Source organism: Klebsiella huaxiensis (assembly GCF_003261575.2).
GTDB classification, from domain to species: domain Bacteria; phylum Pseudomonadota; class Gammaproteobacteria; order Enterobacterales; family Enterobacteriaceae; genus Klebsiella; species Klebsiella huaxiensis.
On sequence record NZ_CP036175.1, the window covers coordinates 3,938,850 to 3,962,487 of the forward strand.

At 54.9% G+C, this 23,638-nt stretch carries 20 protein-coding genes; 10 read left to right on the plus strand and 10 right to left on the minus strand.

Features of this window, described 5'->3' with window-relative positions; genetic code table 11:
• Positions 1-103: 103 nt before the first annotated feature.
• Complete coding sequence (locus tag DA718_RS18910; RefSeq protein ID WP_112214733.1) at positions 104-1,789, plus strand: aspartate:alanine antiporter; 1,686 nt, start codon at positions 104-106, stop codon at positions 1,787-1,789.
• A gap of 156 nt (positions 1,790-1,945) precedes the next feature.
• Here DA718_RS18910 and DA718_RS18915 read toward each other — a convergent pair whose 3' ends face one another.
• Positions 1,946-2,488: a TetR/AcrR family transcriptional regulator gene (locus tag DA718_RS18915; protein ID WP_112214688.1), complete on the minus strand. Its 543-nt coding sequence runs from the start codon at positions 2,486-2,488 to the stop codon at positions 1,946-1,948.
• Between the two features lie 181 nt (positions 2,489-2,669).
• Here DA718_RS18915 and DA718_RS18920 point away from each other — a divergent pair, with 181 nt between their 5' ends.
• Entirely contained in the window at positions 2,670-3,872 is a 1,203-nt protein-coding gene (locus DA718_RS18920) for an MFS transporter (protein ID WP_112214689.1), read from the plus strand.
• Positions 3,872-4,684, plus strand: a complete 813-nt coding sequence (locus tag DA718_RS18925) for a Cof-type HAD-IIB family hydrolase (protein WP_112214690.1) — start codon at positions 3,872-3,874, stop codon at positions 4,682-4,684. Before DA718_RS18920 ends, DA718_RS18925 begins: the two co-directional genes overlap by 1 nt.
• 47 nt (positions 4,685-4,731) lie before the next feature.
• Here DA718_RS18925 and DA718_RS18930 read toward each other — a convergent pair whose 3' ends face one another.
• The gene (locus tag DA718_RS18930; protein WP_112214691.1) at positions 4,732-5,967 is read right to left on the minus strand and encodes an MFS transporter; all 1,236 of its coding nucleotides are present in this window, start codon (positions 5,965-5,967) and stop codon (positions 4,732-4,734) included.
• Between the two features lie 319 nt (positions 5,968-6,286).
• On the opposite strand from DA718_RS18930, the gene ybjG reads away from it, so the two are divergent.
• Positions 6,287-6,880: an undecaprenyl-diphosphate phosphatase gene (gene ybjG, locus DA718_RS18935; RefSeq protein ID WP_112214692.1), complete on the plus strand. Its 594-nt coding sequence runs from the start codon at positions 6,287-6,289 to the stop codon at positions 6,878-6,880.
• 125 nt (positions 6,881-7,005) lie between these two features.
• Positions 7,006-7,764 (plus strand): DNA-binding transcriptional repressor DeoR, encoded by a 759-nt coding sequence (gene deoR, locus DA718_RS18940; RefSeq protein WP_110275304.1) that lies wholly within the window; start codon positions 7,006-7,008, stop codon positions 7,762-7,764.
• Positions 7,765-7,792: 28 nt separating this feature from the next.
• On the opposite strand, the gene dacC is transcribed toward deoR, so the two are convergent.
• Entirely contained in the window at positions 7,793-8,998 is a 1,206-nt protein-coding gene (gene dacC, locus DA718_RS18945; protein ID WP_110275306.1) for a serine-type D-Ala-D-Ala carboxypeptidase, read from the minus strand.
• A 257-nt stretch (positions 8,999-9,255) separates the two neighbouring features.
• Here dacC and DA718_RS18950 point away from each other — a divergent pair, with 257 nt between their 5' ends.
• A complete protein-coding gene (locus DA718_RS18950) occupies positions 9,256-9,882 on the plus strand; it encodes a glutathione S-transferase family protein (protein ID WP_110275308.1) in 627 nt (208 codons plus the stop codon).
• Between the two features lies 1 nt (position 9,883).
• Here DA718_RS18950 and DA718_RS18955 read toward each other — a convergent pair whose 3' ends face one another.
• Both DA718_RS18955 and bssR read right to left on the minus strand, forming a co-directional pair.
• The gene (locus DA718_RS18955) at positions 9,884-10,996 is read right to left on the minus strand and encodes a PQQ-dependent sugar dehydrogenase (protein ID WP_112214693.1); all 1,113 of its coding nucleotides are present in this window, start codon (positions 10,994-10,996) and stop codon (positions 9,884-9,886) included.
• Between the two features lie 103 nt (positions 10,997-11,099).
• Complete coding sequence (gene bssR / locus DA718_RS18960; RefSeq protein WP_112214734.1) at positions 11,100-11,483, minus strand: biofilm formation regulator BssR; 384 nt, start codon at positions 11,481-11,483, stop codon at positions 11,100-11,102.
• Positions 11,484-11,872: 389 nt separating this feature from the next.
• On the opposite strand from bssR, the gene DA718_RS18965 reads away from it, so the two are divergent.
• Both DA718_RS18965 and rimO read left to right on the plus strand, forming a co-directional pair.
• The gene (locus DA718_RS18965) at positions 11,873-13,114 is read left to right on the plus strand and encodes an oligosaccharide MFS transporter (protein WP_167492882.1); all 1,242 of its coding nucleotides are present in this window, start codon (positions 11,873-11,875) and stop codon (positions 13,112-13,114) included.
• 127 nt (positions 13,115-13,241) lie between these two features.
• Positions 13,242-14,567 carry a 30S ribosomal protein S12 methylthiotransferase RimO gene (rimO, locus tag DA718_RS18970; RefSeq protein ID WP_112214695.1) on the plus strand — a complete coding sequence of 442 codons (1,326 nt, stop codon included), beginning with the start codon at positions 13,242-13,244 and terminating at the stop codon, positions 14,565-14,567.
• A gap of 71 nt (positions 14,568-14,638) precedes the next feature.
• Here rimO and gsiD read toward each other — a convergent pair whose 3' ends face one another.
• The 5 genes from gsiD to iaaA form a co-directional block, all read right to left on the minus strand.
• The gene (gene gsiD / locus DA718_RS18975) at positions 14,639-15,550 is read right to left on the minus strand and encodes a glutathione ABC transporter permease GsiD (RefSeq protein ID WP_112214696.1); all 912 of its coding nucleotides are present in this window, start codon (positions 15,548-15,550) and stop codon (positions 14,639-14,641) included.
• Between the two features lies 1 nt (position 15,551).
• The gene (gene gsiC / locus DA718_RS18980; protein ID WP_112214697.1) at positions 15,552-16,472 is read right to left on the minus strand and encodes a glutathione ABC transporter permease GsiC; all 921 of its coding nucleotides are present in this window, start codon (positions 16,470-16,472) and stop codon (positions 15,552-15,554) included.
• A 177-nt stretch (positions 16,473-16,649) separates the two neighbouring features.
• On the minus strand, positions 16,650-18,188 hold the full coding sequence (gene gsiB / locus DA718_RS18985; RefSeq protein ID WP_112214698.1) for a glutathione ABC transporter substrate-binding protein GsiB: 1,539 nt from the start codon (positions 18,186-18,188) through the stop codon (positions 16,650-16,652).
• Positions 18,189-18,225: 37 nt separating this feature from the next.
• Positions 18,226-20,079 (minus strand): glutathione ABC transporter ATP-binding protein GsiA, encoded by a 1,854-nt coding sequence (gene gsiA / locus DA718_RS18990; RefSeq protein ID WP_112214699.1) that lies wholly within the window; start codon positions 20,077-20,079, stop codon positions 18,226-18,228.
• Between the two features lie 12 nt (positions 20,080-20,091).
• On the minus strand, positions 20,092-21,033 hold the full coding sequence (gene iaaA / locus DA718_RS18995; protein ID WP_112214700.1) for a beta-aspartyl-peptidase: 942 nt from the start codon (positions 21,031-21,033) through the stop codon (positions 20,092-20,094).
• Between the two features lie 573 nt (positions 21,034-21,606).
• On the opposite strand from iaaA, the gene moeA reads away from it, so the two are divergent.
• Together moeA and moeB are read left to right on the plus strand one after the other, a co-directional pair.
• Entirely contained in the window at positions 21,607-22,842 is a 1,236-nt protein-coding gene (gene moeA / locus DA718_RS19000; protein ID WP_112214701.1) for a molybdopterin molybdotransferase MoeA, read from the plus strand.
• Complete coding sequence (gene moeB / locus DA718_RS19005; protein WP_112214702.1) at positions 22,842-23,597, plus strand: molybdopterin-synthase adenylyltransferase MoeB; 756 nt, start codon at positions 22,842-22,844, stop codon at positions 23,595-23,597. The genes moeA and moeB overlap by 1 nt, the downstream gene beginning before the upstream one ends.
• The last annotated feature ends 41 nt before the right edge of the window (positions 23,598-23,638 follow it).

Below are 23,638 nucleotides of genomic sequence, written 5' to 3' on the forward strand. Positions count from 1 at the left end.
GGGATGCCAGAATAGCGTTCGTGACAGCGCGAACACTGGAGCAACCTTAGACCAAATAACCATTTCCTTCAACAACTTACTAGTAAATGAGAAGTTGGCTTTCGTGAATATAAACGTCGCAGATTTGTTAAACGGGAATTACATCCTGTTATTGTTCGTTGTTCTTGCATTAGGTCTTTGCCTCGGGAAACTGCGTCTCGGGTCAGTACAACTTGGTAATTCCATTGGCGTTTTAGTCGTTTCGTTATTATTAGGCCAGCAACATTTTAGTATTAACACTGATGCCCTAAATCTCGGCTTTATGCTGTTTATTTTTTGTGTCGGCGTGGAAGCGGGTCCCAACTTTTTTTCTATTTTTTTTCGCGATGGGAAAAATTACCTGATGCTGGCTCTGGTAATGGTCGGTAGCGCAATGCTCATCGCCATGGGTCTGGGTAAGCTGTTCGGCTGGGATATCGGCCTGACGGCCGGGATGCTCGCCGGGGCAATGACCTCAACCCCGGTGCTGGTCGGCGCTGGCGATACACTACGCCACTTCGGCATGTCCAGCGAGCAGCTCGCCGCCTCACTCGATCACCTGAGTCTTGGCTACGCTCTGACCTACCTGGTTGGCCTGGTGAGCCTGATTGTTGGCGCGCGCTATATGCCCAAACTACAGCACCAGGATTTGCAAACCAGCGCCCAGCAAATCGCCCGCGAACGTGGCCTCGATAACGATTCCCGGCGCAAGGTCTATCTGCCGGTGATCCGCGCCTATCGCGTCGGCCCGGAGCTGGTGGCATGGGCCGACGGCAAAAACCTGCGCGAGCTGGGTATTTATCGCCAGACCGGCTGCTATATCGAGCGAATTCGCCGTAACGGCATTCTCGCTAACCCAGACGGTGACGCGGTATTGCAGATGGGCGATGATATCGCGCTGGTAGGCTACCCAGATGCCCATGCCCGTCTCGACCCGAGCTTTCGTAACGGCAAAGAGGTCTTCGACCGCGACCTGCTGGACATGCGCATCGTCACTGAAGAGATCGTGGTAAAAAATCACAATGCCGTTGGCCGTCGTCTGGCGCAGCTGAAGTTAACCGATCACGGTTGCTTCTTAAACCGCGTGATCCGCAGCCAAATCGAAATGCCCATTGACGATAACGTGGTGCTTAATAAGGGCGATGTGTTACAGGTCAGCGGCGACGCGCGTCGCGTTAAAACTGTCGCAGACCGTATCGGCTTTATCTCTATTCACAGCCAGGTGACCGACCTGCTCGCCTTCTGCGCCTTCTTCATCGTCGGCCTGATGATCGGCATGATCACCTTCCAGTTCAGTTCGTTCAGCTTCGGCATCGGTAACGCCGCTGGTCTGTTGTTTGCCGGGATCATGCTCGGCTTTCTGCGAGCTAACCATCCGACGTTCGGCTATATCCCCCAGGGGGCGCTGAATATGGTGAAAGAGTTCGGATTGATGGTGTTTATGGCCGGTGTCGGCCTCAGCGCGGGCGCGGGGATTAATAACGGCCTGGGCGCCGTCGGTGGCCAGATGCTGGCAGCGGGTCTCATCGTCAGCCTGGTGCCGGTGGTTATCTGCTTCTTGTTCGGCGCGTACGTCCTGCGCATGAACCGCGCCATGCTATTCGGCGCGATGATGGGAGCCCGCACCTGTGCGCCTGCAATGGAAATTATCAGCGACACCGCGCGCAGCAACATCCCGGCACTGGGATACGCCGGGACCTATGCTATCGCTAACGTATTGTTAACCCTGGCAGGTACGCTAATTGTCATCATTTGGCCAGGGCTACAGTAAATTTTTCAGAAAAAAACGCATATTCTCAGAACTTTTTTTACTGGCATCAGTCATAAGTAGTGCCACTGCTTTTCTTTGATGTCCCCATTTTGTGGAGCCCATCAACCCCGCCGCTTAGGTTCAAGGTTGATGGGTTTTTTGTTTTCTGCGCCCCGCTCACTCCCCTGCCAGCCTCCCCACCATTAGCCGAATCGCTTCTCTTGATAGCGGCGCTCTGTCGGTGACGAAATGTAGCGTCATACCCTCAATGAATGCATCCAGCCCGCGGGCTGTTGCCGGTTCAAACCACTGCTCGAGGGTTTGTTGGCTGCGTAACATCCAGTTCTGCATCACTGCTTTTAAATTCGGCTGGCTGCTGCAAAAGGCGTAAAGCTGGTACATCAGTTCCATATTGCGCGCGGTGGTAACCTGGGCGCTAAAAATCAGCTCAGCAATGGCGTCGCACGCCTCTTCACGGCTGCTTACGTTCGCGAAGAACTGCTGGTACTGTACCGACATCTGGCCGGTAAATACGCTGAATGCCTCCTCGACCAGCGCCTCAATACCGCTGAAATAGTAAGTCAGCGAGCCCAGTGGAACACCGGCACAGCTGGCGATTTTGCGATGCGTGACCGCATGAATTCCATGTATAGCAATCGTGTCCAGCGTCGCCTGCAAAATGCGCTCCCGACGCTGTGGGTCGTTCGGTCGACGAGCCATAAGTTTCCCTCTTTTATTCAAATGGACGCATACTCTCACGGCACGCGCTTAATATATCCCTCAGGCTGAATCGAGTCATTGAGGTCAATAAAAAAGCGGCCAGCAGCAAGCAACCTATATGTACAAATGTACACAACCTTGCTACTGTTGTCTCTATCTCTTCACTCACGGGCATTTACGGATGACAGCACAAACCTCCCGCAGAGCCCTCCAGCTACGGCTGTGGGCGCTCTTCATGTTCTTTTTTATTCCCGGATTACTCATGGCCTCATGGGCAACCCGCACGCCAGCGATACGCGATTTGCTGACGCTATCCACGGCGGAAATGGGGATTGTATTATTTGGACTATCGATAGGTTCAATGAGCGGAATTCTCTGCTCCGCGTGGCTGGTCAATCGTTTCGGCACCCGTAAAGTCATTCGCGCCACCATGTCCTGCGCGGTGGTAGGGATGCTGGTGCTCAGCGTCGCGCTGTGGTTTACATCAGCCGTTCTATTTGCTCTTGGGCTGGCCATCTTTGGTGCCAGCTTTGGCTCAGCCGAGGTGGCGATTAACGTTGAAGGCGCTGCCGTTGAACGTGAAATGAATAAAACCGTCCTGCCGATGATGCATGGCTTCTACAGCTTCGGCACGCTGATCGGTGCCGGGATTGGCATGGCGGTCACCGGTTTCGGCCTACCCGCCGCGCCGCATATTCTGCTGGCGGCGCTGGTGGCTATCCTCCCTATTGCCGTCGCCATTCGCGCCATCCCCGACGGTACCGGCAAAAATGCTGCGGAAGCCGCACGCCACGAAGGAAAAGGACTGCCGGTCTGGCGTGATACGCAACTGTTACTCATTGGGTTAATCGTGCTGGCAATGGCCTTTGCCGAAGGTTCCGCCAACGACTGGTTACCGCTGTTAATGGTGGATGGCCATGGCTTCAGCCCAACCTCCGGCTCGTTGATTTACGCAGGCTTCACGCTCGGAATGACCATCGGTCGCTTTACCGGCGGTTGGTTTATCGACCGCTACAGCCGGGTAACCGTCGTTCGCGCCAGCGCGGTGATGGGCGCGCTGGGCATTGCGCTGATTATTTTTGTCGATAGTCCGTGGGTCGCCGGCATTTCCGTGCTGTTATGGGGCCTCGGTGCTTCGCTGGGCTTCCCGCTGACTATTTCCGCCGCCAGCGATACCGGGCCCGATGCACCGAAGCGTGTAAGCATCGTGGCGATCACTGGCTACCTCGCCTTTCTCGTCGGCCCGCCGCTGCTGGGCTTCCTTGGCGAACATTTTGGCCTGCGCAGCGCGATGATGGTCGTGCTGGCGCTGGTCCTGGTGGCAGCACTGGTCGCTCGCGCGGTGGCGAAACCACAACCTGAACCTGTTTTGGAGAACAGTTAATGAGCATCAAATTGATTGCGGTAGACATGGATGGCACCTTCTTAAGCGATGCCAAAACCTATAACCGCCAGCGATTCCTTGCCCAATACCAGCGAATGCGTGAACAAGATATCCGCTTCGTCGTGGCCAGCGGCAACCAGTATTACCAGTTGATTTCGTTCTTCCCTGAGGTAGCCAATGAGATTGCTTTTGTCGCCGAAAACGGCGGTTGGGTGGTCAGCGCCGGGGACGACGTATTTAACTGCCAAATACCAAAAGCGCATTTCAATACCGTCATCGATCATCTGCAAACGCTGACTGATATTGAAATTATCGCCTGCGGTAAACGCAGCGCTTATACCCTCAATCAATATAACGATGAACTGAAGGCGATCGCAGCGAAGTATTATCATCGCCTTGAACTGGTCGACGACTTTAATCAGATTGATGATGTGATTCTGAAATTCGGCCTCAACGTACCGGATCACCTGATCCCGCAGATGCAGCCGAAGCTGCACGCTGCACTGGGCGACATGGTGACTGCGGTTGCCACCGGTTACGGCAGCATTGACCTGATAATTCCCGGGGTCCATAAAGCCAACGGCCTGCGTATCCTGCAGGAGCGCTGGGGCATTGAGAACCATGAAGTTGTGGCTTTTGGTGATAGCGGCAACGATATAGAGATGCTGCAACACGCCGGTTTCGGATTTGCTATGGCCAATGCTGCCGCCCCGGTGAAAGCCGTTGCTGGCTACGATGCGCCGCACAATAACGAAGAAGGCGTGCTGCATATTATTGATAAAGTACTAAATCGCGAAGCGCCGTTCGCCTGACGTCATCCCTGCTGCGGCGCCTGATTTCGCAGCAGGGTATTATAGAATTACTGCGGCTCGTGGGCATTACCCACGCTCTTATCCTTCAGGAAGTAGACCGTCATTGCCAGCCACAGCACCCCACTCAGCAAGTTTAACAAGCTGAAAATCCCGCTACCGCCAGATTCATAGGCATGCTTACTGACTTCAATGCCAACGGTAAAGATCAGCATTTGCAGCATGCCCATCGCCGCCGACACCGTCCCCTTGCTCATCTCACTGGCAAACAGCGTCAGGCGCACCAGGCCAGCGTTCGCCAGACCAATGCCGAACGCGTAAACGCTCAGCCCGGCGGTCATCCACAGATAGGCGTGCGTCGAGGCGACCGTTGCCACCGCAGAAATTAGCAGGCCAATCATAATCGGCCAGCCGCCGAGAATAATCAGCGAACGCACCGTTTTGCGTGAAGTCTGGCGCGCCAGCACCAGGTTACCGGCAATCAACGCGCCAAAAATGGGCACCTGCAGCAGTCCGTATTCGTAGCTGGTCGCCTTCTCGCCGCTGATAATTATCACCGGCGATTGAGCAATCCATGCCAGCAGCGGCAGGCTGACAAAACCGGTTGCCAGCGCTCCGGCGACAAAGCGCAGGTTTTTCAGCACCTCACGGTAATCGCGCCCCAGCTCTTTTACCGACAGTTTCTCGCCCATCCGAGTGGCGGTTTCCGGCATCGCCCGCTGTAGGCCAACGAAAGCGATAGCCGCCAACACGGCGAAAAGGACAAACATCATTTCCCACGGCAGAACGTGAACCCAGGCAGCCCCCACCAGCGGCCCGAGAAGCGGCGCAATCAGCGCAACGTTAGCCATCAGGGCGGTAATCTTGATACAAACCGCCTCTTCAAAGGACTCCTGTATCGCCGCATAGCCGACCGCGCCAATAAAACAGAGGCTGATACCCTGCAAAAAGCGCAGCAGCGTAAACTGCTCAATTGTTTGCGCCAGCAGCGTCGCCAGACAGGTCATGATAAACCACACGACACCGGTCAGCATCACCGGACGACGGCCGATACGGTCCGACAGCGGCCCCAGCAGCCACTGTAAAAACATACCGCCAGCCAGATAAGCGGTCATCGAGGTCGGAACCCACTCATTGCCAACGCCGAACTCTTCCACCACCGAGAGCATTCCCGGTTGGATCATGTCGTTGCCGATATAAGTGGAAAATTCGTAGAGCACCAGGCACAGCGGAAACAGCAAGGCCTGACGTCCGAGGCGCTTGCCCGAAAGCGAATAATTCTGCATGAAATCTCTTATTTAAATAAAACCGCGCAAAGTTTAATGAAAGTCGAGCCGGTGAGACAGCGAATTGTGAGCGACAACGAAAAATAGCGCCACTCAGGTGACAACATCGCCATCAGCAAATGAAAAGCCAACTGTATATATTTCGTTTATGTTTCAATTAGATTACAGGCTATATACTCTCCATTGCAGTCTGTTAACGAAGGCACAAATACGTATAAATTCGTAACAAACTGATAATTAAGACAATACTGCTTTACCTCATCGCCACCCTTTTTTAAGGTAGGCGGCTTATTGCTGACGGACTAAAGAGCCTGGATGTATGCTGGAAAATATCAACTACGCGCTGTTTGCATTGCTCAATGCAACTCCCGATTCCCCCTGGTGGGCGATTGAAATCGCGACGCTTATCGCCAAAGACCTGATTATTATTATGCCATTACTCGTGTTAGCCTTATGGCTATGGGGGCCCAATCAGCGCCAGTTGGTATTTAAGGTCATGATTGCGCTAGCTATTAGCCTCACGCTTTCATGGATATTTGGTGTTTTTTTTCCGCACGAACGTCCGTTTGCCGCCGGTGTTGGCTATAACTTCCTGCACCATTCGCCAAATAACTCCTTTCCGAGCAATCACGGTACTATCTGCTTTACCTTTGCGTTGGCCTTTATGTTCTGGCATCGACTGTGGTCTGGCGCATTGCTCCTCGGTATTGCCTGCGCAATCGCCTGGTCCCGGGTTTATCTCGGCGTCCACTGGCCAATGGACATGCTGGGTGGACTGCTGACCGCCATGAGCGCCTGCCTTAGCGCCCAGCTATTGTGGCATAGCGGAGGACATAGCCTTTACCTGCATCTACAACGGCTGTACCGCCTGTTTTTTTCGTTGCCAATCCGCAAAGGCTGGGTGCGCGGATAATCTTATTCCTGAGAAACCCATCGCGTAGTCACGGCGCTATTCCACCGCGTGACTAACCCTCTTTCGGCAGGTAAAATTGCCGCTGACGCCCTGTCGATGCAGGGCGCTTTGAGCTTAGAGGGAATATGGAAACTCGTCGTGACGAACGCATCAGCCAGCTTATTCAGGCACTCAAGCGCAGTGATAAACTCCATCTAAAAGAAGCAGCAACCCTGCTTGGTGTGTCAGAAATGACCATTCGTCGCGATCTCAATGGTCATAATGGTCCGGTGGTGCTGCTCGGCGGTTACATTGTGCTGGAGCCGCGTAGCGCCACGCACTATCTGTTAAGCGACCAAAAAACGCGCCTGGTCGATGAAAAGCGACGCGCCGCCCGCCACGCCGCCAAACTGTTAGAGCCTCATCAGATGGCCTTTTTCGACTGCGGAACGACCACGCCGTGGATCATCGACGCCATCGACAACGCCCTGCCCTTTACTGGCGTGTGCTATTCGCTCAATACTTTTCTTTCCCTTCAGGATAAGCCCCAGTGTCGGGCGATTTTATGCGGCGGCGAATTCCACGCCAGCAACGCGATTTTTAAACCTCTGAGCCTTCAGGATACGCTGAGCCATCTTTGCCCGGATATCGCGTTTTATTCAGCTGCCGGAATTGACTGCGAGCAGGGCGCAACCTGTTTTAATCTGGAAGAGCTACCGGTCAAACACTGGGCAATGAAAAGCGCTCGCTACCACGTGCTGGTGGTCGATCACAGTAAATTCGGTAAAGTTCGACCGGCGAGAATGGGCGATTTAGCGCAGTTTGATGTGATTGCCAGCGACGTTTGCCCGGATGACGACCTACAGGCGCTGGCGAAAGAAAAACAGATTTCACTACTCTACTAACCGCGCCCCGCAGGGCGCGGCCTGCATCTTAAGAGAACCAGCCGCCAAACCAGCCGTGCAGTTTCATCAGCACGAAATCAACCATCCGGCTAAAGAAACCACCTTCATTTACCGCTTCCATGACGATCAGCGGCCGCTGCTCAATGGTTTTATCATTGAGTTTAAAGTCGATAGTACCCACGACCTGGCCTTTGGTCAGCGGCGCGGTCAGCTGCGTTTCGTTCAGGGTGTAGCTGGCCTTCAGGTTTTTCAGCTGTCCTTTCGGCAGCGTAATGGAACCGGCCTCGCCCGCCCCTAACTTCGCTTCGCTGCTATCACCAAACCAGACGCGTTGGGTAATAAAGGTAGCATCCGGTTTAATCGGCGTTACGGTTTCATAAAAGCGGAAGCCCCAGGTCAGCAGTTTTTCTGACTCATTAAAACGGATGCGGTCAGTTTTGGTTCCAAGTACCACGGCAATCAGGCGCATATCATTGCCCTGCGTTGCGGAGGAAACCAGGTTATAACCTGCCCCTGCGGTGGTCCCTGTTTTCACGCCGTCGGCATTAAAGCTGGTGCTCCACAGCAGCCGGTTGCGGTTTGGCTGACGAATCTTGTTAAAAGTGAACTCTTTTTCTTTATGAATAGCGTACTCTTCAGGCACGTCATGGATCATCGCTTTAGTCAGCAGCGCCATATCACGGGCGGTACTGAACTGCCCCGGCGCATCCAGACCGTGCACGGTCATAAAGGTGGTATTAGTCAGGCCCATCTTCTGCGCATAACCGTTCATCAGGCTGACAAACGCATCCTGACTTCCCGCCACGTAGTCGGCAATCGCGATGCTGGCATCGTTGCCGGACTGAATGATGACGCCTTTATTAAGATCTTCTACCGATACCTGCATCCCCGGCTTGAGGAACATCACCGAAGAGCCGCGCAGCACCGGGTTACCGGTTGCCCATGCATCGCGCCCGATAGTCACCATGTCGGTAGACTTAATCTTGCCCGCCTTTAACGCCTGACCGACAACGTAGCTGGTCATGATCTTGGTCAGACTTGCCGGGTCGAGTTTCTCATCAGCATTGCCTTCGCTGAGCACTTTGCCGCTGGCATAGTCCATCAGGATCCAGGCTCGCGCATCAATCGACGGTGCATCGGGGAGTTGTTCTGCAGCCTGAACCGCAGGCGCAACGAGAAATAAAAGCGCGCAGCCTGCCGCGAGGCCGCGAAGGGAAAAAGCATCATGCGTCATAAGAGCCACCCAAGTATCCTTTCCAAACAAAAATATGCCGCCACACTCTTTCGGCGCCGCAGCAGCCGGTGAGTAAAGCGTACAAATGACCTTAAAGAAACAGCGAGTTGGTAAAGTTTTTAAAGTTTACGCAATATCCTCACGCCCTGCCGCAAACAGAGCAATTTTTTTGATCGCGGTTGCCTAAATATTAACTTTATTCCAACATGAATGCTCACTACGCTGCAATGGCGGCTAAATAAAAAGCAGGAGCGGATATGATTACGCTGTGGGGCAGAAACAACTCGACCAATGTGAAAAAAGTGCGCTGGGTACTGGAAGAACTCGACCTCCCGTATCAACAAATTCTGGCGGGACTTGAGTTTGGTCTGAATCACGACCCCGAATATCTGGCCATGAATCCCAATGGCCTGGTGCCGCTGTTAAAAGATGAGTCCACCGACATCGTGCTTTGGGAATCGAATACTATTATTCGCTATCTGGCCGCGCAATATGGTCAGAACCGTCTGTGGGTAGAGTCACCGGCACTGCGCGCCCAGGGCGAAAAATGGATGGACTGGTCCAACGGTTCGCTCTCTCCCGCTCATCGGCCGATTTTAATGGGGCTGGTCAGGACGCCACCGGAAAAACGCGATCCTGCGGCGATTGAAGCCGGTATCGCCGCCTGCGAGGCGTTGTTTGCCATTCTTGATGACGAACTGGCTCGGCATCCGTGGCTCTCGGGCGACACCTTTGGCCTTGGCGACATAGCCGTCGCACCGTTCGTTTATAACCTGCTGGAAACCGTAAAAACCTGGCAACCGCGCCCGCATCTTCAGCGCTGGTATCAGCAGATTAACGAGCGTCAGGCCTGGCGCAATGTGGTGATGATCCCGGTCACCTGATTTAGCCGGCTGGACTTACCCTCAGCAGCTCACCGTTGGATTCGTCGGTTAACACATACAGATAACCGTCGGGTCCAGGGCGCACATCGCGGATTCGTTTACCGCGATCGCCCAGAATTCGCTCCTGTTCCGTGACTTTATCGCCATCGACCTTCAGCACAATCAGCGACTCATCCTTCAACGCACCGATAAACAGCCGGTGCTGCCACTGTGGGAAAGTCGTCGCATCGTAAAAAGCCATACCGCTCACTGCCGGAGATTTTTCCCAGACAAACAGCGGTGCTTCGGTTCCCGCCGCTGTCTTACCTTTAGCCTCCGGAATCGGCAGGCCGCTATAATTAATACCGTGTGTCGCCAGCGGCCAGCCGTAGTTCTTACCTTTTTGCGGAATATTAATCTCATCGCCGCCGCGTGGACCATGTTCGTTCAACCACAGCGTATCGCTCCACGGATTCATCGCCATCCCCTGCGGATTGCGAATACCGTAAGACCAGATTTCAGGCCTGACGCCCGGCTTGCCGACGAAAGGATTATCGGCGGGGATTTTACCGTCAGCTGTCAGACGCACCACTTTCCCCTGTAGCTTATCCAGATCCTGGGCAGTCGAGCGCTGATTATTCTCCCCAAGGCCGATAAACAGATGACCGTGGCCATCGAACACCAGCCGTCCGCCAAAATGGTTGCCAGTTGATAGCTTCGGCAGTTGGCGGAAAACCACCTGGAAGTTTTCCAGCCGCTGGAGGTCCTCGCTCAGTCGGCCGTAGCCCACAGCAGTCCCGGCCTTACCGTCATTGCCGCCTTCGGCGTAGCTTAGCCATACCCGGCGCGACTGGGTGAAATCCGGTGCCAGTACAACATCCAGTAAACCGCCCTGCCCGCTGGCCCATACCTGCGGTACGCCGGACAGCGCAGGCGAGAGACCTTTTCCCTTCTGCCAAAGCTTGAGTTCGCCACCGCGCAGAGTAATCAGTATTCCTTTGTCGTCAGGAAGGAAGGCCAGCGCCCACGGGTGTTCAAGCTGGTCCTGCAACACCTCTACGCGCTCCTGGGCGGCAAAGGTTGTCACGGGTAACAACAACGCGGTAAGGGCTATCAGGGTAACGGTCTGGCGCATGGCATACTCCTTTTGTCAGCAATGGGATAAGGGTAGCCAGCATGGGGAAACGGGAAGGGATTTTTACATAACATTAATCAGGGGGAGCAGGCTCCCCCTTATCTCAGGCAGGGTGAATAGGCACTGAATTATTCAATTTATGAATATTTAGCGTCAATACCGCCAGACAGCTTTCCAGCTTATCTACGTTGACAGCAATGTAGGACGGGCAATCATGATGTCCGCTCATCAGGCACACCGCCGCAGAAGCGACGGCCTCGCCCGCAAGCCGCAGAGCTTCCTTTTCCTCCGGCGCAACGGCGTGCTGCAAGCGCGGCGCATGTTCACGCATTTCATGACACAGTTCAAACAAGTTATCACGTAGATGGTCATTTTCGCTGACCGACATATAGCCTTTCGCTTTACGCAACTGTAAATAAGCATCAAGATCAATGTTGGCATTAATCAACTTATTCATAAGGTTACGATATAGTTTGTCAACAGTCATCATAGCTCCTCCTCTGTCGTCCTTTACCATAATTATAATATGGTCATTTTTCGTACAAAATGATGAGGGAGATCAATAAATATCAGTCCATTAACATCATTTACAATGTTACAACGATGGGTAAAATCCTCCCCCTACGTTCAAACAGCCTTCAAAGCCAAAACACCAATAATGTTATACGCTCTCATAAAAATAAAATTTTCAATCTGGCGATGAATAATCATTTATTGCAGCAATGATCACAAAATAGCTTAATGCTTATTGCCTGAAAAGTATTCCAGGTGTCATATCATTCCAATAAATGTATTACGTATAACATTTAATAAGAACAGCAAACGATTCGATCCTGTTTGCAACCTTTGTCTCTATCGTTTGAAGGAACAGAAATGATTACGCCCGGCAAAAGAAACTATATCTTGTTGAGTCTTTTCGATTTCCTCTATCTGTTCGCCTGGTCCTCGACCATGGCGTTTTTCGTTATCTGGACCACTCAACATCTTGGGATTAGCGCAACAAAAACTGGCTTGCTCTACTCGGTCAACGCCTTCATCGCCCTGCTGATGCAGCCCTTCTTCGGTTTTATTTCCGACAAGTTCGGCCTGAAAAAACGGCTGATCTGGATCCTGGTCGCCATGCTTCTGCCGGTTGGCCCGTTCTTTATCTACTTATATGCACCGTTGTTGGTTCATAGCTTCTGGCTGGGCGCACTGCTCGGCGGGGTATACCTGGGGATTATTTTCAACTCCGGCTGCGGGGTGATTGATTCGTATATCGATAAAATCTCGCGCCGCTATCAGTTCGAATATGGTCGCGTGCGGATGTGGGGATCGTTAGGCTGGGCGGCTGCGGCGTGGATCGTCGGCAAATATATCGACAGCAATCCGAACCTCGCTTTCTGGCTGGCCAGCTTCGCCATTGTTATCGCGGCTATCTGTTTTATGTTAACCAAAGTTGAACTGACCGAAGCGGAAATACAAAAAACCAGCTCGCTAAAAGTTTCACATGCTCTGGAGCTGGCGAAGAACGGACAGTTCTGGATGCTGCTGGTCTTTACCCTTTTCGTCACGCAAATCTACGACACCTATGACCAGCAGTTCGCTCAATACTTTTCTCTGCAGTTCCCGACACCGGAAGAAGGCAACCGATGGTACGGGATTCTGGCTTCCATTCAGGTGTGCGGCGAAACGCTGTTTTTATGCCTGATGCCGTGGTTCGTTAACCGCACCGGCGCGAAGTGGGCGCTGATTATCGCCGGACTGATTATGTCGGTGCGCATTGTCGGCTCTGCTATCCCGCTTGGTCCGGTGTGGATCGGTGCGGTAAAAATGATGCATGCGCTGGAAAAACCGCTGATTCTGGTTTCAGTATTTAAATTTATCGCCGCCAACTTCGACAACAAACTGTCATCGACGGTCTACCTGCTGGTACTGTTTGTCGCCTCCATCGCTACCGCGATTTACTCACCGCTGGCGGGCTATTTGTACGACACCATCGGCTTCGCGCACACATATTATATTCTGGGCGGCATCGCCGGACTGTTTACTCTGATCTCGATATTCACGCTTCGCGATAATCGAGAGCCGACTGCACCAGGCGCTGCGCCGGGTACAGGCGCCACACAAACGCTGTAATTCCTCAACGCCCAGGATACCCTCCTGGGCTTTTTCATCATTAAGCATGTCGTTGCTATACTATTTTGCGCAAAGACCTGTAAAATCCCTGCCCTGACCATTCCAATAATTGAACACTTTTTAAGCTATGAGCAATGTCACCCATCAGCCGAAAATCGGCTTTGTCTCTCTGGGCTGCCCGAAAAACCTCGTGGACTCAGAACGTATCCTGACCGAACTGCGCACCGAAGGGTATGACGTGGTTCCAACCTACGATAACGCCGATATGGTTATCGTAAACACCTGCGGCTTTATTGATAGCGCCGTGCAGGAGTCGCTGGAAGCGATTGGCGAAGCGCTGAAAGAAAACGGCAAAGTGATTGTCACCGGCTGCCTGGGCGCGAAAGAAGATCAAATCCGCGAAGTCCATCCGAAAGTGCTGGAAATCACCGGCCCACACAGCTACGAGCAGGTGCTGGAGCACGTCCACCACTACGCACCAAAGCCTAAGCACAACCCGTTCCTGAGCCTGGTGCCGGAACAGGGCGTTAAGCTAACGCCACGTCATTACGCCTACTTAAAAATTTCTGAAGGCTGCAACCATCGCTGCACCTTTTGCATTATTCCGTCGATGCGCGGCGACCTTGTCAGCCGTCCGATTGGTGAAGTACTGGCGGAAGCCAAACGCCTGGCAGATGCCGGGGTCAAAGAGCTGCTGGTGATTTCCCAGGACACCTCCGCCTACGGCGTTGATGTCAAGCATCGCAGCGGCTTCCATAACGGTATGCCGGTGAAAACCAGCATGGTGAGCCTGTGCGAAGAGCTGGCAAAACTGGGGATTTGGGTGCGCCTGCACTACGTGTACCCGTATCCGCACGTTGATGATGTCATCCCGCTGATGGCGGAAGGCAAGATTCTGCCGTATCTGGATATTCCGCTGCAGCACGCCAGCCCGCGTATTCTTAAAATGATGAAACGTCCTGGCTCCGCTGACCGTCAGCTGGCGCGCATCAAACAGTGGCGCGAAGTCTGCCCGGAGCTAACTCTGCGTTCAACCTTTATCGTCGGCTTCCCGGGCGAAACGGAAGAAGATTTCCAGATGCTGCTCGACTTCCTGAAAGAGGCTCGTCTTGACCGCGTCGGCTGCTTCAAATACAGCCCGGTGGAAGGCGCAACCGCTAACGAACTGGCGGACCAGGTGCCAGAAGAAGTAAAAGAAGAGCGCTGGAACCGCTTTATGCAACTCCAGCAGCAGATCTCCGCCGAGCGTCTGCAGGAGAAAGTGGGCCGCGAAATCATGGTTCTGATCGATGAAGTTGATGAAGAAGGCGCGATTGGCCGTAGCATGGCGGATGCCCCGGAAATCGACGGCGCGGTCTACCTGAACGGCGAAAGCAAAGTTAAACCGGGTGAGGTTGTGCGAGTGAAAATTGAACACGCCGACGAATATGACCTGTGGGGCAGCCGGGTTTAATTCCTTCCTCTGAACGTGTCCCGGATTGCGGCGCTAACGCGCCTTATCCGGGCTACAAAACCCTCGAACGCCTATCCCTTTATCTTCGGATCCAGCGCATCGCGCAGGCCGTCCCCTAGCAGATTAAACGCCAGTACCGTCAGGAAAATGGCGATCGCCGGGAACAGCGCAACGTGAGGGGCCATCACCATATCCGCCCGCGCCTCGTTTAGCATCGCACCCCACTCAGGGGTCGGCGGCTGCGCGCCAAGCCCTAGAAACGAAAGGCTGGCGGCGGAGATAATCGACACCCCGATACGCATCGTAAAATAGACCACAATCGACGATACCGTTCCGGGCAAAATGTGGTTAAACAGGATGTTGGCATCGCTGGCGCCAATACTGCGCGCCGACTCGATAAAGGTCTGCTGCTTAAGTACCAGCGTATTGCCGCGTACCAGACGGGCAAACGCCGGGATCGAAAAGATCGCCACCGCGATGATCACATTCGACATCCCGCTGCCCATGACCGCTACCACGGCAATCGCCAGCAGAATACCGGGGAACGCAAACAGCACGTCGCAGATGCGCATAATAATGCGATCCCACCAGCCTTCGTAATACCCTGCCAATAGCCCGAGAACGGTACCAATGACCGCGCCAATTAATACCGCGAATACCCCGGCAGCCAGCGAGATCTGCGCCCCCACCAGCACCCGGCTAAAAATATCCCGCCCTAATGAATCGACACCGAACCAATGCATCATTGACGGGCCGTCGTTAAGCCGATCGTAGTCAAAGTAGTTTTCCGCGTCGAACGGCGCAATCCACGGTGCAACGACCGCAACCGCAATCAGCAGCAGAACAAATATCCCCGCTCCCATCGCCACCGGCTGGCGACGAAAACGTCGCCAGAACTCATGCCACGGCGTGCGTATCTGCCCGGGTTTAATCCCCGGCATCGCGTTGATAACCGCTTGTCTTCTCCAGTTGAGCAATCGCACCTTACTTGTACCTGATAGCCGGGTTAATGGCGGCATAAAGTACGTCCACCACTAAATTGATAAGAATAAACTCCAGCGAAAACAGCAGCACTTCCGCCTGAATCACCGGATAGTCGCGCATCTCGACGGAGTCCACCAGCAAACGCCCAAGCCCAGGCCAGTTAAAGACCTTCTCCACCACGATAGACCCACCGAGCAGAAAGCCAAACTGTAACCCCATCATGGTGACCACCGGGATCATCGCATTGCGCAGGCCGTGCTTAAGCACCACCAGCGTCTCGCTAACCCCTTTCGCCCGGGCAGTACGCATGTAGTCTTCATGCAGAACATCGACGAACGAGGCGCGGGTAAAGCGCGCCATCACAGCCGCTACCGCCGCTCCTAGCGTCAACGAAGGCAGAATATAGTGCCGCCAGCTGTCAGCGCCCACCGTCGGCAACCAGCCCAGCTCAACGGAAAAGACTTGCATCAGCAGCATGCCGAGCGCAAACGCCGGGAATGAGATCCCGGTCACTGCCAGCGCCATACCTAAACGATCCGGCCAGCGGTTACGCCAAACTGCCGCCACGATCCCCGCCGCCATACCAAACACCACCGCCCAGCTCATGCTGGCGAGCGTTAGCCAGAACGTCGGCATAAACCGGCTGGCGATTTCGCTGCTTACCGGACGGCGCGAAGCCATCGAGGTGCCGAAATCCCCCTGCAAAATATTGCTGATATAGTGCCAGAACTGCACGTATAGCGGCTGATCGAGCCCCAGTTGCTGGCGGACCATTCCAACCACCTGCGCATCGGCTTCCGGCCCGGCAATTAGCCGCGCCGGATCGCCGGGCAGCATATGCACGAACAGAAACACCAACACCGCCACAATCAGCAGCGTAGGGATCAGCCCCAGCAGGCGTTTAATCACATAATTGAGCATGCTTCTCCTTGCGTGAAGTCCCCGCAGCCTGCGCCCGGGGAGATATACCCGTCATACTTCAAGTTTCAGGTGCGTTGGCTGCACTCGTTCACCCCAGTCACATAGTTATCTATGCTCCTGGGGACTCACGAGCTTGCCGCCTTCCTGTAACTCGAATTATTTAGGGTATACAGTTCTCTACTTAAGATCCGCCTGTTCAAAGCTAAATCCGGTATCCGGCTGGATGTAGAACCCGGTCAGATTTTTACTGTGCGCCGAGACCAGTTTTTCCACCACCAGCGGCACCCACGGCGACTCTTTCCAGATAGTATCCTGCGCGTCTTTATACAACCGCGTTTTTTCCTTCACATCGGTGGTTTTCAACGCCTCGTTGAGGTCTTTATCGACCTGAGGATTGCTGTAGAAAGCCGTGTTGAACAGGGTCGGCGGCCAGTTCTGTGAAGCAAACAGCGGCGATAGCGCCCAGTCGGCTTCACCGGTTGAGGCCGTCCAGCCGGTATAGAACATGCGTACACCGCTCTCTTTCTGCCCTTTGCCTTCCACTTCCGCCGCACGCTGGCCCGCATCCATCGCCGTCAGCTGCGCCTTAATGCCCACCTGCGCCAACTGCTGTTGGGTAAACTGCAGCACTTTCTGCGCGGTACTGTGGTTGTGCGACGACCACAGCGTGGTGTTGAATCCATTCGGATAACCCGCCTCTTTCAGCAGCTCACGCGCTTTAGCCGGATCGTACGGCCAGGCGGTGTAGCTTTCAGCATAGGCAATCGACGGCGGCACCACGCCGGTCGCCGGGGTGGCATAGCCCGCAAAGGCCACTTTCACCAGCGCCTGACGGTTGATGGCGTAGTTAATCGCCTCGCGCACTTTCGGATTATCAAACGGTTTTTGCGTCACGTTCATGCTGATATAACGCTGCATAATTGACGGGCTGGCCACCAGCTCCAGCTTGCTGTTTTTCTCCAGCAGCGGCGCCTGCTCGTAAGGGATCGGGAAAGCAAATTGCGCTTCGCCGGTCTGCAACATCGCCGCACGAGTGTTGTTATCCACCACCGGACGCCAGGTAATGGAATCCAGCTTCGGCAGCCCCTGCTGCCAGTAACCGGCGAACTTCGTCACTTTAACAAAATCGGTCTGATTCCAGGTGTCGAGCTGGTACGGACCGGTACCTACCGGATGGAAGCCAATTTCTTTACCGTATTTCTTCAGCGCCGCCGGGGAAATCATTGCCGTCGCCGGGTGGGCCAGGATATTGATAAACGCCGAGAAAGGCTGTTTAAGCGTGATTTTCACCGTTGTCGGATCTACCGCTTCGGTGCTGGCGATATTTTTATACAGGTTATAGCGCTTGAGATGATTTTCCGGATTGCTGGCGCGATCGAGGTTAGCCTTCACCGCTTCAGCGTTAAACTCGGTACCGTCCTGGAACTTCACGCCCGGATGCAGCTTAACGGTATACACCAGCCCGTCCGGGGAAACGGTATAGCTCTCCGCCAGCACACTCTGCAATTTCATCTCTTTATCAAGGCCAAATAGCCCCTGATAGAAAGACTTTGCCACTGCCTGCGACAACGTGTCGTTAGCATCGTATGGGTCAAGGGTCGTGAAGTTAGAACCGACCGCCACCACTATATCTTTTGCGGCAAAGGCCGGAGTTGTCGCCAGCGCCGAAGCGACGCCCAGCGCCAACAGCCATTTGCCTGAAACGCGTTGAGTCATGTTGTTCTCCTGAAATGCTGCGTTATTAGTGTCGTTGTTATCGTGCCAGTACGTCTGCGGCGGGTTCTCTGGCGACAAAATGTCCCGGGCCCACCTGTTGTAGCGGCGTACTGATCCCCTCTTCTCCCCGCTTGTAGATATTGCCCGGCAGCTCGTCAGACAGCAGTACGCGCTGCGGGTGACGATGCGCCGGGTCGGCAACCGGTACAGCAGCCATCAATTTACGGGTATAGGGGTGCTGCGGGTTTTCGAACACGGCGCGGCGCGGGCCAATCTCGACAATCCGCCCGCGGTACATCACCGCCACGCGGTGGCTGATGCGTTCAACCACCGCCATGTCATGGGAAATAAACAGAAACGCGATGCCCATTTCGCGCTGTAAATCGAGCATCAGGTTGATAATTTGCGCGCGAATCGACACGTCCAGCGCCGATACCGATTCGTCCGCAATCACTACCTTCGGATTGAGCGCCAGCGCGCGGGCAATACAGATGCGCTGCCGCTGGCCGCCGGAAAACTCGTGTGGATAGCGCCATGCGTGCTCCGGCTCCAGCCCGACGCGCTCCAGTAGCCAGGCCACTCGCTCTCTCGCGGCATCACCTTCCAGCAGCCGATGCACGCGCAGCGGCTCCATAATCGAATACCCCACCGTTTGCCGTGGGTCGAGAGAAGCGTAAGGATCCTGGAAGATAAACTGAATATCACGGCGCAGGGCCTGAAGCTTACTGCCTGCCAGAGTATCAATACGCTGGCCGTTAAACGTAATACTCCCACCCTGGGTTTCCACTAGCCGCAGCAGCGCCCGGCCGGTAGTTGATTTACCACAACCGGACTCGCCCACCAGGCTTAAGGTTTCGCCAGGCCATAAATCAAAGCTGACTTTTTCCACCGCATGTACCTCGCGGGTAACGCGGTTGAGAATGCCGCTGCGCAGCGGGAAACGCGCCACCAGATCGCGGACTTTAAGAATGGGTTCTCCAGCAACAACGGTATTCAGACCCTCTTGCGGCGCGCTTTGGTTGAAGAGTGGGAAGCGGCGCGGCAAATCGCTGCCGCGCATCGCACCCAATCGCGGTACCGCCGCCAGCAGCGCCTGGGTATAGGGGTGTTTTGGCGCACGGAAAATCTCTTCGACGCTGCCTGTTTCCACTGCTTCACCGCGATACATCACCAGCACTCGGTCGGCAATATCGGCGACCACGCCCATATCGTGGGTAATAAAGATAACGCCCATCGCCATCTCTTTTTGCAGGACGGCAATCAGCTGTAAAATCTGCGCCTGGATAGTCACATCAAGCGCGGTAGTGGGTTCATCGGCAATCAGCACAGCCGGGCGGCACGAGAGCGCCATCGCAATCATCACGCGCTGACGCATCCCACCGGAAAGCTGATGCGGATAACGCGACAGCATCGCTTCAGCTTCCGGGATCCGCACCTGATCGAGCATCTTTTTGGCCTCACGCAGCGCCTCATCATGCTTTAACCCCTGATGCAATCGTATTGATTCAGCGATCTGCTCACCAATGGTGAACACCGGGTTCAGCGAGGTCATTGGCTCCTGAAAGATCATCGCCATATCCGCACCGCGCACGCTGCGCATATCGGCATCAGACTGTTCGCTAAGTTCAATAACCTGCCGGTTGCGGCGACGTAGCAGCAGCTGATCGCTGCACACTTCGCTGGTCGCCGAATCAAGCAGACGCATCAGCGCCAGCGACGTTACCGATTTACCCGATCCAGACTCACCAACAATCGCCAGCGTCTCGCCGCGCCGTAGGGTGAACGAGAGGTGACGAACGGCAGAAAAAGCCTGCTGCTGCTGAGTAAACGAAACGTTCAGATCGCGTACCAGCAGAACATCATTAGCATCGATTTCCAGACTATGCGGCAACGCCCTTTCCTCTTATTCGCGATAAATTCCAATCGTGGGCGTATCGCCCGCGTAGCACCAGGCACGGTACATACCTTCGCTATTAAATGGCAATACTACGTTGCCTTCTCTGTCGACCGCAATCAGACCGCCGCAGCCGCCCAGCGCCGGGAGTTTCTCCATCACCACCCGCTCGCAGGCTTCCTGCAGACTGAGCTGGCTGTACTCCATCAGCGCCGAAATATCGTAAGCCGCCAGCGTGCGCATAAACACCTCGCCGGTACCGGTACAGGAGACGGCAACGCTGGCGTTATTGGCATAGCAGCCAGCTCCCGGCAGCGGGCTATCGCCGACGCGTCCCGGCAGCTTATTGGTCATTCCGCCAGTGGAGGTTGCCGCCGCGAGATTGCCCGCCAGATCCAGCGCCACCGCGCCGACGGTGCCCATTTTATGCCGCTCATCCAACGGGGCAGCATGGTGATCGAGCACGATATCGTCGCCTTCCTGCGCCTGACGTAGCTGCAACAGGCGCTCAGGAGTCGAAAACAGGGCGTTATCCACCCGCTCCATACCGTGGGAAGCGGCAAAATCTTCTGCGCCCCCACCAATCATCAGCACATGTGGGCTTTGCTCCAGCACCAGACGCGCTGCCAGTACCGGATTACGTAAATGCTTAACTCCGGCCACCGCTCCCGCCTGTAAACTGTAACCATCCATGACGCAGGCATCGAGTTCATGAGTGGTATCGCGGGTAAACACGGAGCCTATACCGGCGTTAAATAACGGACACTCCTCCAGCAGTCGCACCGCTTCGGTTACCGCATCCAGCGCGCTGGCTCCTTCCGCTAGCATTTTTTGCCCGCTATCGACAATCGCCGACAGCGCCGCCACGTACTCCCGCTCGCGCTCCGGCGTCAACTGGGCGCGGGTAATCGCCCCGGCGCCGCCGTGAATTGCTATAACCGCCTTGCCCATTACGCCATTCCTTAACGATAAAGTGTATATACACACCATCATTCGAGATGCATCGAGGCGGCAAGAGAAGAAATCCCCGGGAGCATAGATAACTATGTGACTGGGGTTTCTGAACACAGCCAACAAAGAGGCAGCTTGAAGGATAACGTGTATAAATATCATTATCTTGCTGACTGTCCTATACCATTTTTGAATATAGAAAGAGCAAGCAGTGATGTAAAGCTTGTACCCAGGTGGGATATAGCCTGCTTCTCTTTTCTGCCATATACCCGTCATACTTCAAGTTGCATGTGCGTTGGCTTCGTTACTCGGCTCATCCATGAGCCTCGCCCTGACGGGCCGCCGTTACACGGCGTTCAAATCTGTTCCGGACAGATTTGTCGCTCACCCCAGTCACTTACTGAAGTAAGCTCCCGGGGATGTAATGAGGGACATCCTTGTCCCTCACCAGAGGCAGCCTTCAGCTGTTCAAATTCGTTCCCGACGAATTTGTCCCTACGTCGCCGCCTGCCTGCAACTCGAATTATTTAGGGTATAATAGGCGTTTTCGATGTTTGCCCGCAGGAGAAACCCATGGATTTTACCGCCGGACTGATGCCGCTCGACACAGCCCTGACCCAGATGCTCAATCGTATTACGCCGCTGAATGCGACGGAAACCGTACCGCTGTTGCAGGCCTTTTCGCGCGTGACCGCCCATGATCTCGTTTCGCCTCTCGACGTTCCTGGCTTTGATAACTCGGCGATGGACGGTTACGCCGTTCGCCTGGCTGAACTCACCGATGGCGCGGTACTGCCGGTGGCAGGCAAGGCTTTTGCCGGTCAGCCTTTTAGCGACGTCTGGCCCGTCGGCACCTGTATCCGCATTATGACCGGTGCGCCGGTACCGGAAGGCTGCGATGCGGTAGTGATGCAGGAGCAAACCGAACAAACCGACGGCGGAGTGCGCTTTATCGCTCCGGTGAAAAAAGGGCAGAACATTCGTCGTCGTGGTGAAGATATCGCCCACGGGGCGGTCGTTTTTCCTGCGGGAACCCGTCTGACCGTCGCCGAGCTGCCGGTGCTGGCTTCTCTGGGGATTGCGGAAGTCGACGTGGTGCGTAAAGTGCGCGTTGCGGTGTTCTCCACCGGCGATGAGCTTCAGCTTCCGGGACAACCGCTTGCCGACGGGCAGATTTACGACACCAACCGCCTGGCGGTGCACCTGATGCTGCAAGAACTGGGCTGTGAGGTCGTTAACCTCGGCATTATTCCCGACGACCCGGCCAAACTTCGCGAAGTCTTTATTCAGGCTGACCAGCAGGCCGATGTGGTGATTAGCTCCGGCGGCGTTTCCGTTGGCGAGGCGGATTACACCAAAGAGATCCTTGAAGAGCTGGGCGAAATCGGCTTCTGGAAGCTGGCTATCAAACCAGGTAAACCCTTTGCTTTCGGCAAGCTCAACCACAGCTGGTTCTGCGGTCTGCCGGGCAACCCGGTTTCCGCTGCGCTGACTTTTTATCAACTGGTGCAGCCGCTGCTGGCGAAACTCTCCGGCAACGTAGGACAAACCCAGCCGATGCGCCTGCGCGTACGCGCCGCTTCACGGCTGAAAAAATCGCCGGGCCGCCTCGATTTTCAGCGCGGCGTGCTGCAACGTAACCCGGACGGTGAACTGGTCGTTAGCAGCACCGGTCATCAGGGTTCGCACATCTTCAGTTCATTCAGCCTCGGCAACTGTTTTATCGTGCTGGAACGCGAGCGCGGCAACGTTGAAGCGGGAGAATGGGTAGAAGTTGAGCCCTTTAACCATCTTTTCGGGGGGCTGTAATGGGCGTGGAGCTGAGCGATGCAGAGATGCTGCGCTACAACCGGCAAATCATCCTGCGCGATTTCGATTTTGACGGCCAGGAGCAGCTAAAAGCCTCCAGTGTGCTGGTGGTTGGCCTCGGAGGGTTGGGCTGCGCCGCCGCGCAGTATCTGGCGGCAGCTGGCGTTGGTCAGCTTACCCTGCTTGATTTCGACACCGTGTCGCTCTCCAATCTTCAGCGCCAGACCCTGCACAGCGATGCCACCATCGGCCAGCCGAAGGTTGACTCCGCCCGCGCTACGCTTGCGCGCATTAACCCCAACGTTCAGCTCACGCCGCTAAACGCGCTGCTGGATGAAGAAGCGCTGTGGGCGCAAATCGCCGCCCACGATCTGGTGCTTGACTGTACCGACAACGTCACCATCCGCAACCAGCTCAATGCCGGGTGTTTCCGGCATAAAACCCCGCTGGTCTCCGGCGCGGCGATTCGTATGGAAGGGCAAATCAGCGTCTTTACGTATCAGGAAGATGAACCCTGCTACCGCTGCCTGAGCCGTCTGTTTGGCGAAAACGCCCTTACCTGCGTCGAAGCCGGGGTGATGGCGCCGCTGGTCGGTACCATCGGTTCGCTTCAGGCAATGGAAGCCATCAAGGTTCTGACCCGCTACGGCAGCCCTGCGACGGGTAAAATCGTCATGTACGACGCCATGCGCTGCCAGTTTCGCGAAATGAAACTGATGCGTAACCCACAGTGTGAGGTGTGTGGTACATCTTAACCCTTCTCCGGCGGGCCTTGCCGCCGGATTATTTGTGACCA

Coding starts and splice junctions, on each gene's coding strand:
- rimO (WP_112214695.1), top strand. CDS start 13,242: ATGAGCAATGTCACCCATCAGCCGAAAATCGGCTTTGTCTCTCTGGGC.
- DA718_RS18925 (WP_112214690.1), top strand. CDS start 3,872: ATGAGCATCAAATTGATTGCGGTAGACATGGATGGCACCTTCTTAAGC.
- moeB (WP_112214702.1), top strand. CDS start 22,842: ATGGGCGTGGAGCTGAGCGATGCAGAGATGCTGCGCTACAACCGGCAA.
- DA718_RS18950 (WP_110275308.1), top strand. CDS start 9,256: ATGATTACGCTGTGGGGCAGAAACAACTCGACCAATGTGAAAAAAGTG.
- gsiC (WP_112214697.1), bottom strand. CDS start 16,472: ATGCTCAATTATGTGATTAAACGCCTGCTGGGGCTGATCCCTACGCTG.
- iaaA (WP_112214700.1), bottom strand. CDS start 21,033: ATGGGCAAGGCGGTTATAGCAATTCACGGCGGCGCCGGGGCGATTACC.
- DA718_RS18930 (WP_112214691.1), bottom strand. CDS start 5,967: ATGCAGAATTATTCGCTTTCGGGCAAGCGCCTCGGACGTCAGGCCTTG.
- DA718_RS18915 (WP_112214688.1), bottom strand. CDS start 2,488: ATGGCTCGTCGACCGAACGACCCACAGCGTCGGGAGCGCATTTTGCAG.
- DA718_RS18955 (WP_112214693.1), bottom strand. CDS start 10,996: ATGCGCCAGACCGTTACCCTGATAGCCCTTACCGCGTTGTTGTTACCC.
- moeA (WP_112214701.1), top strand. CDS start 21,607: ATGGATTTTACCGCCGGACTGATGCCGCTCGACACAGCCCTGACCCAG.
- bssR (WP_112214734.1), bottom strand. CDS start 11,483: ATGACTGTTGACAAACTATATCGTAACCTTATGAATAAGTTGATTAAT.
- ybjG (WP_112214692.1), top strand. CDS start 6,287: ATGCTGGAAAATATCAACTACGCGCTGTTTGCATTGCTCAATGCAACT.
- gsiB (WP_112214698.1), bottom strand. CDS start 18,188: ATGACTCAACGCGTTTCAGGCAAATGGCTGTTGGCGCTGGGCGTCGCT.
- DA718_RS18920 (WP_112214689.1), top strand. CDS start 2,670: ATGACAGCACAAACCTCCCGCAGAGCCCTCCAGCTACGGCTGTGGGCG.
- dacC (WP_110275306.1), bottom strand. CDS start 8,998: ATGACGCATGATGCTTTTTCCCTTCGCGGCCTCGCGGCAGGCTGCGCG.
- deoR (WP_110275304.1), top strand. CDS start 7,006: ATGGAAACTCGTCGTGACGAACGCATCAGCCAGCTTATTCAGGCACTC.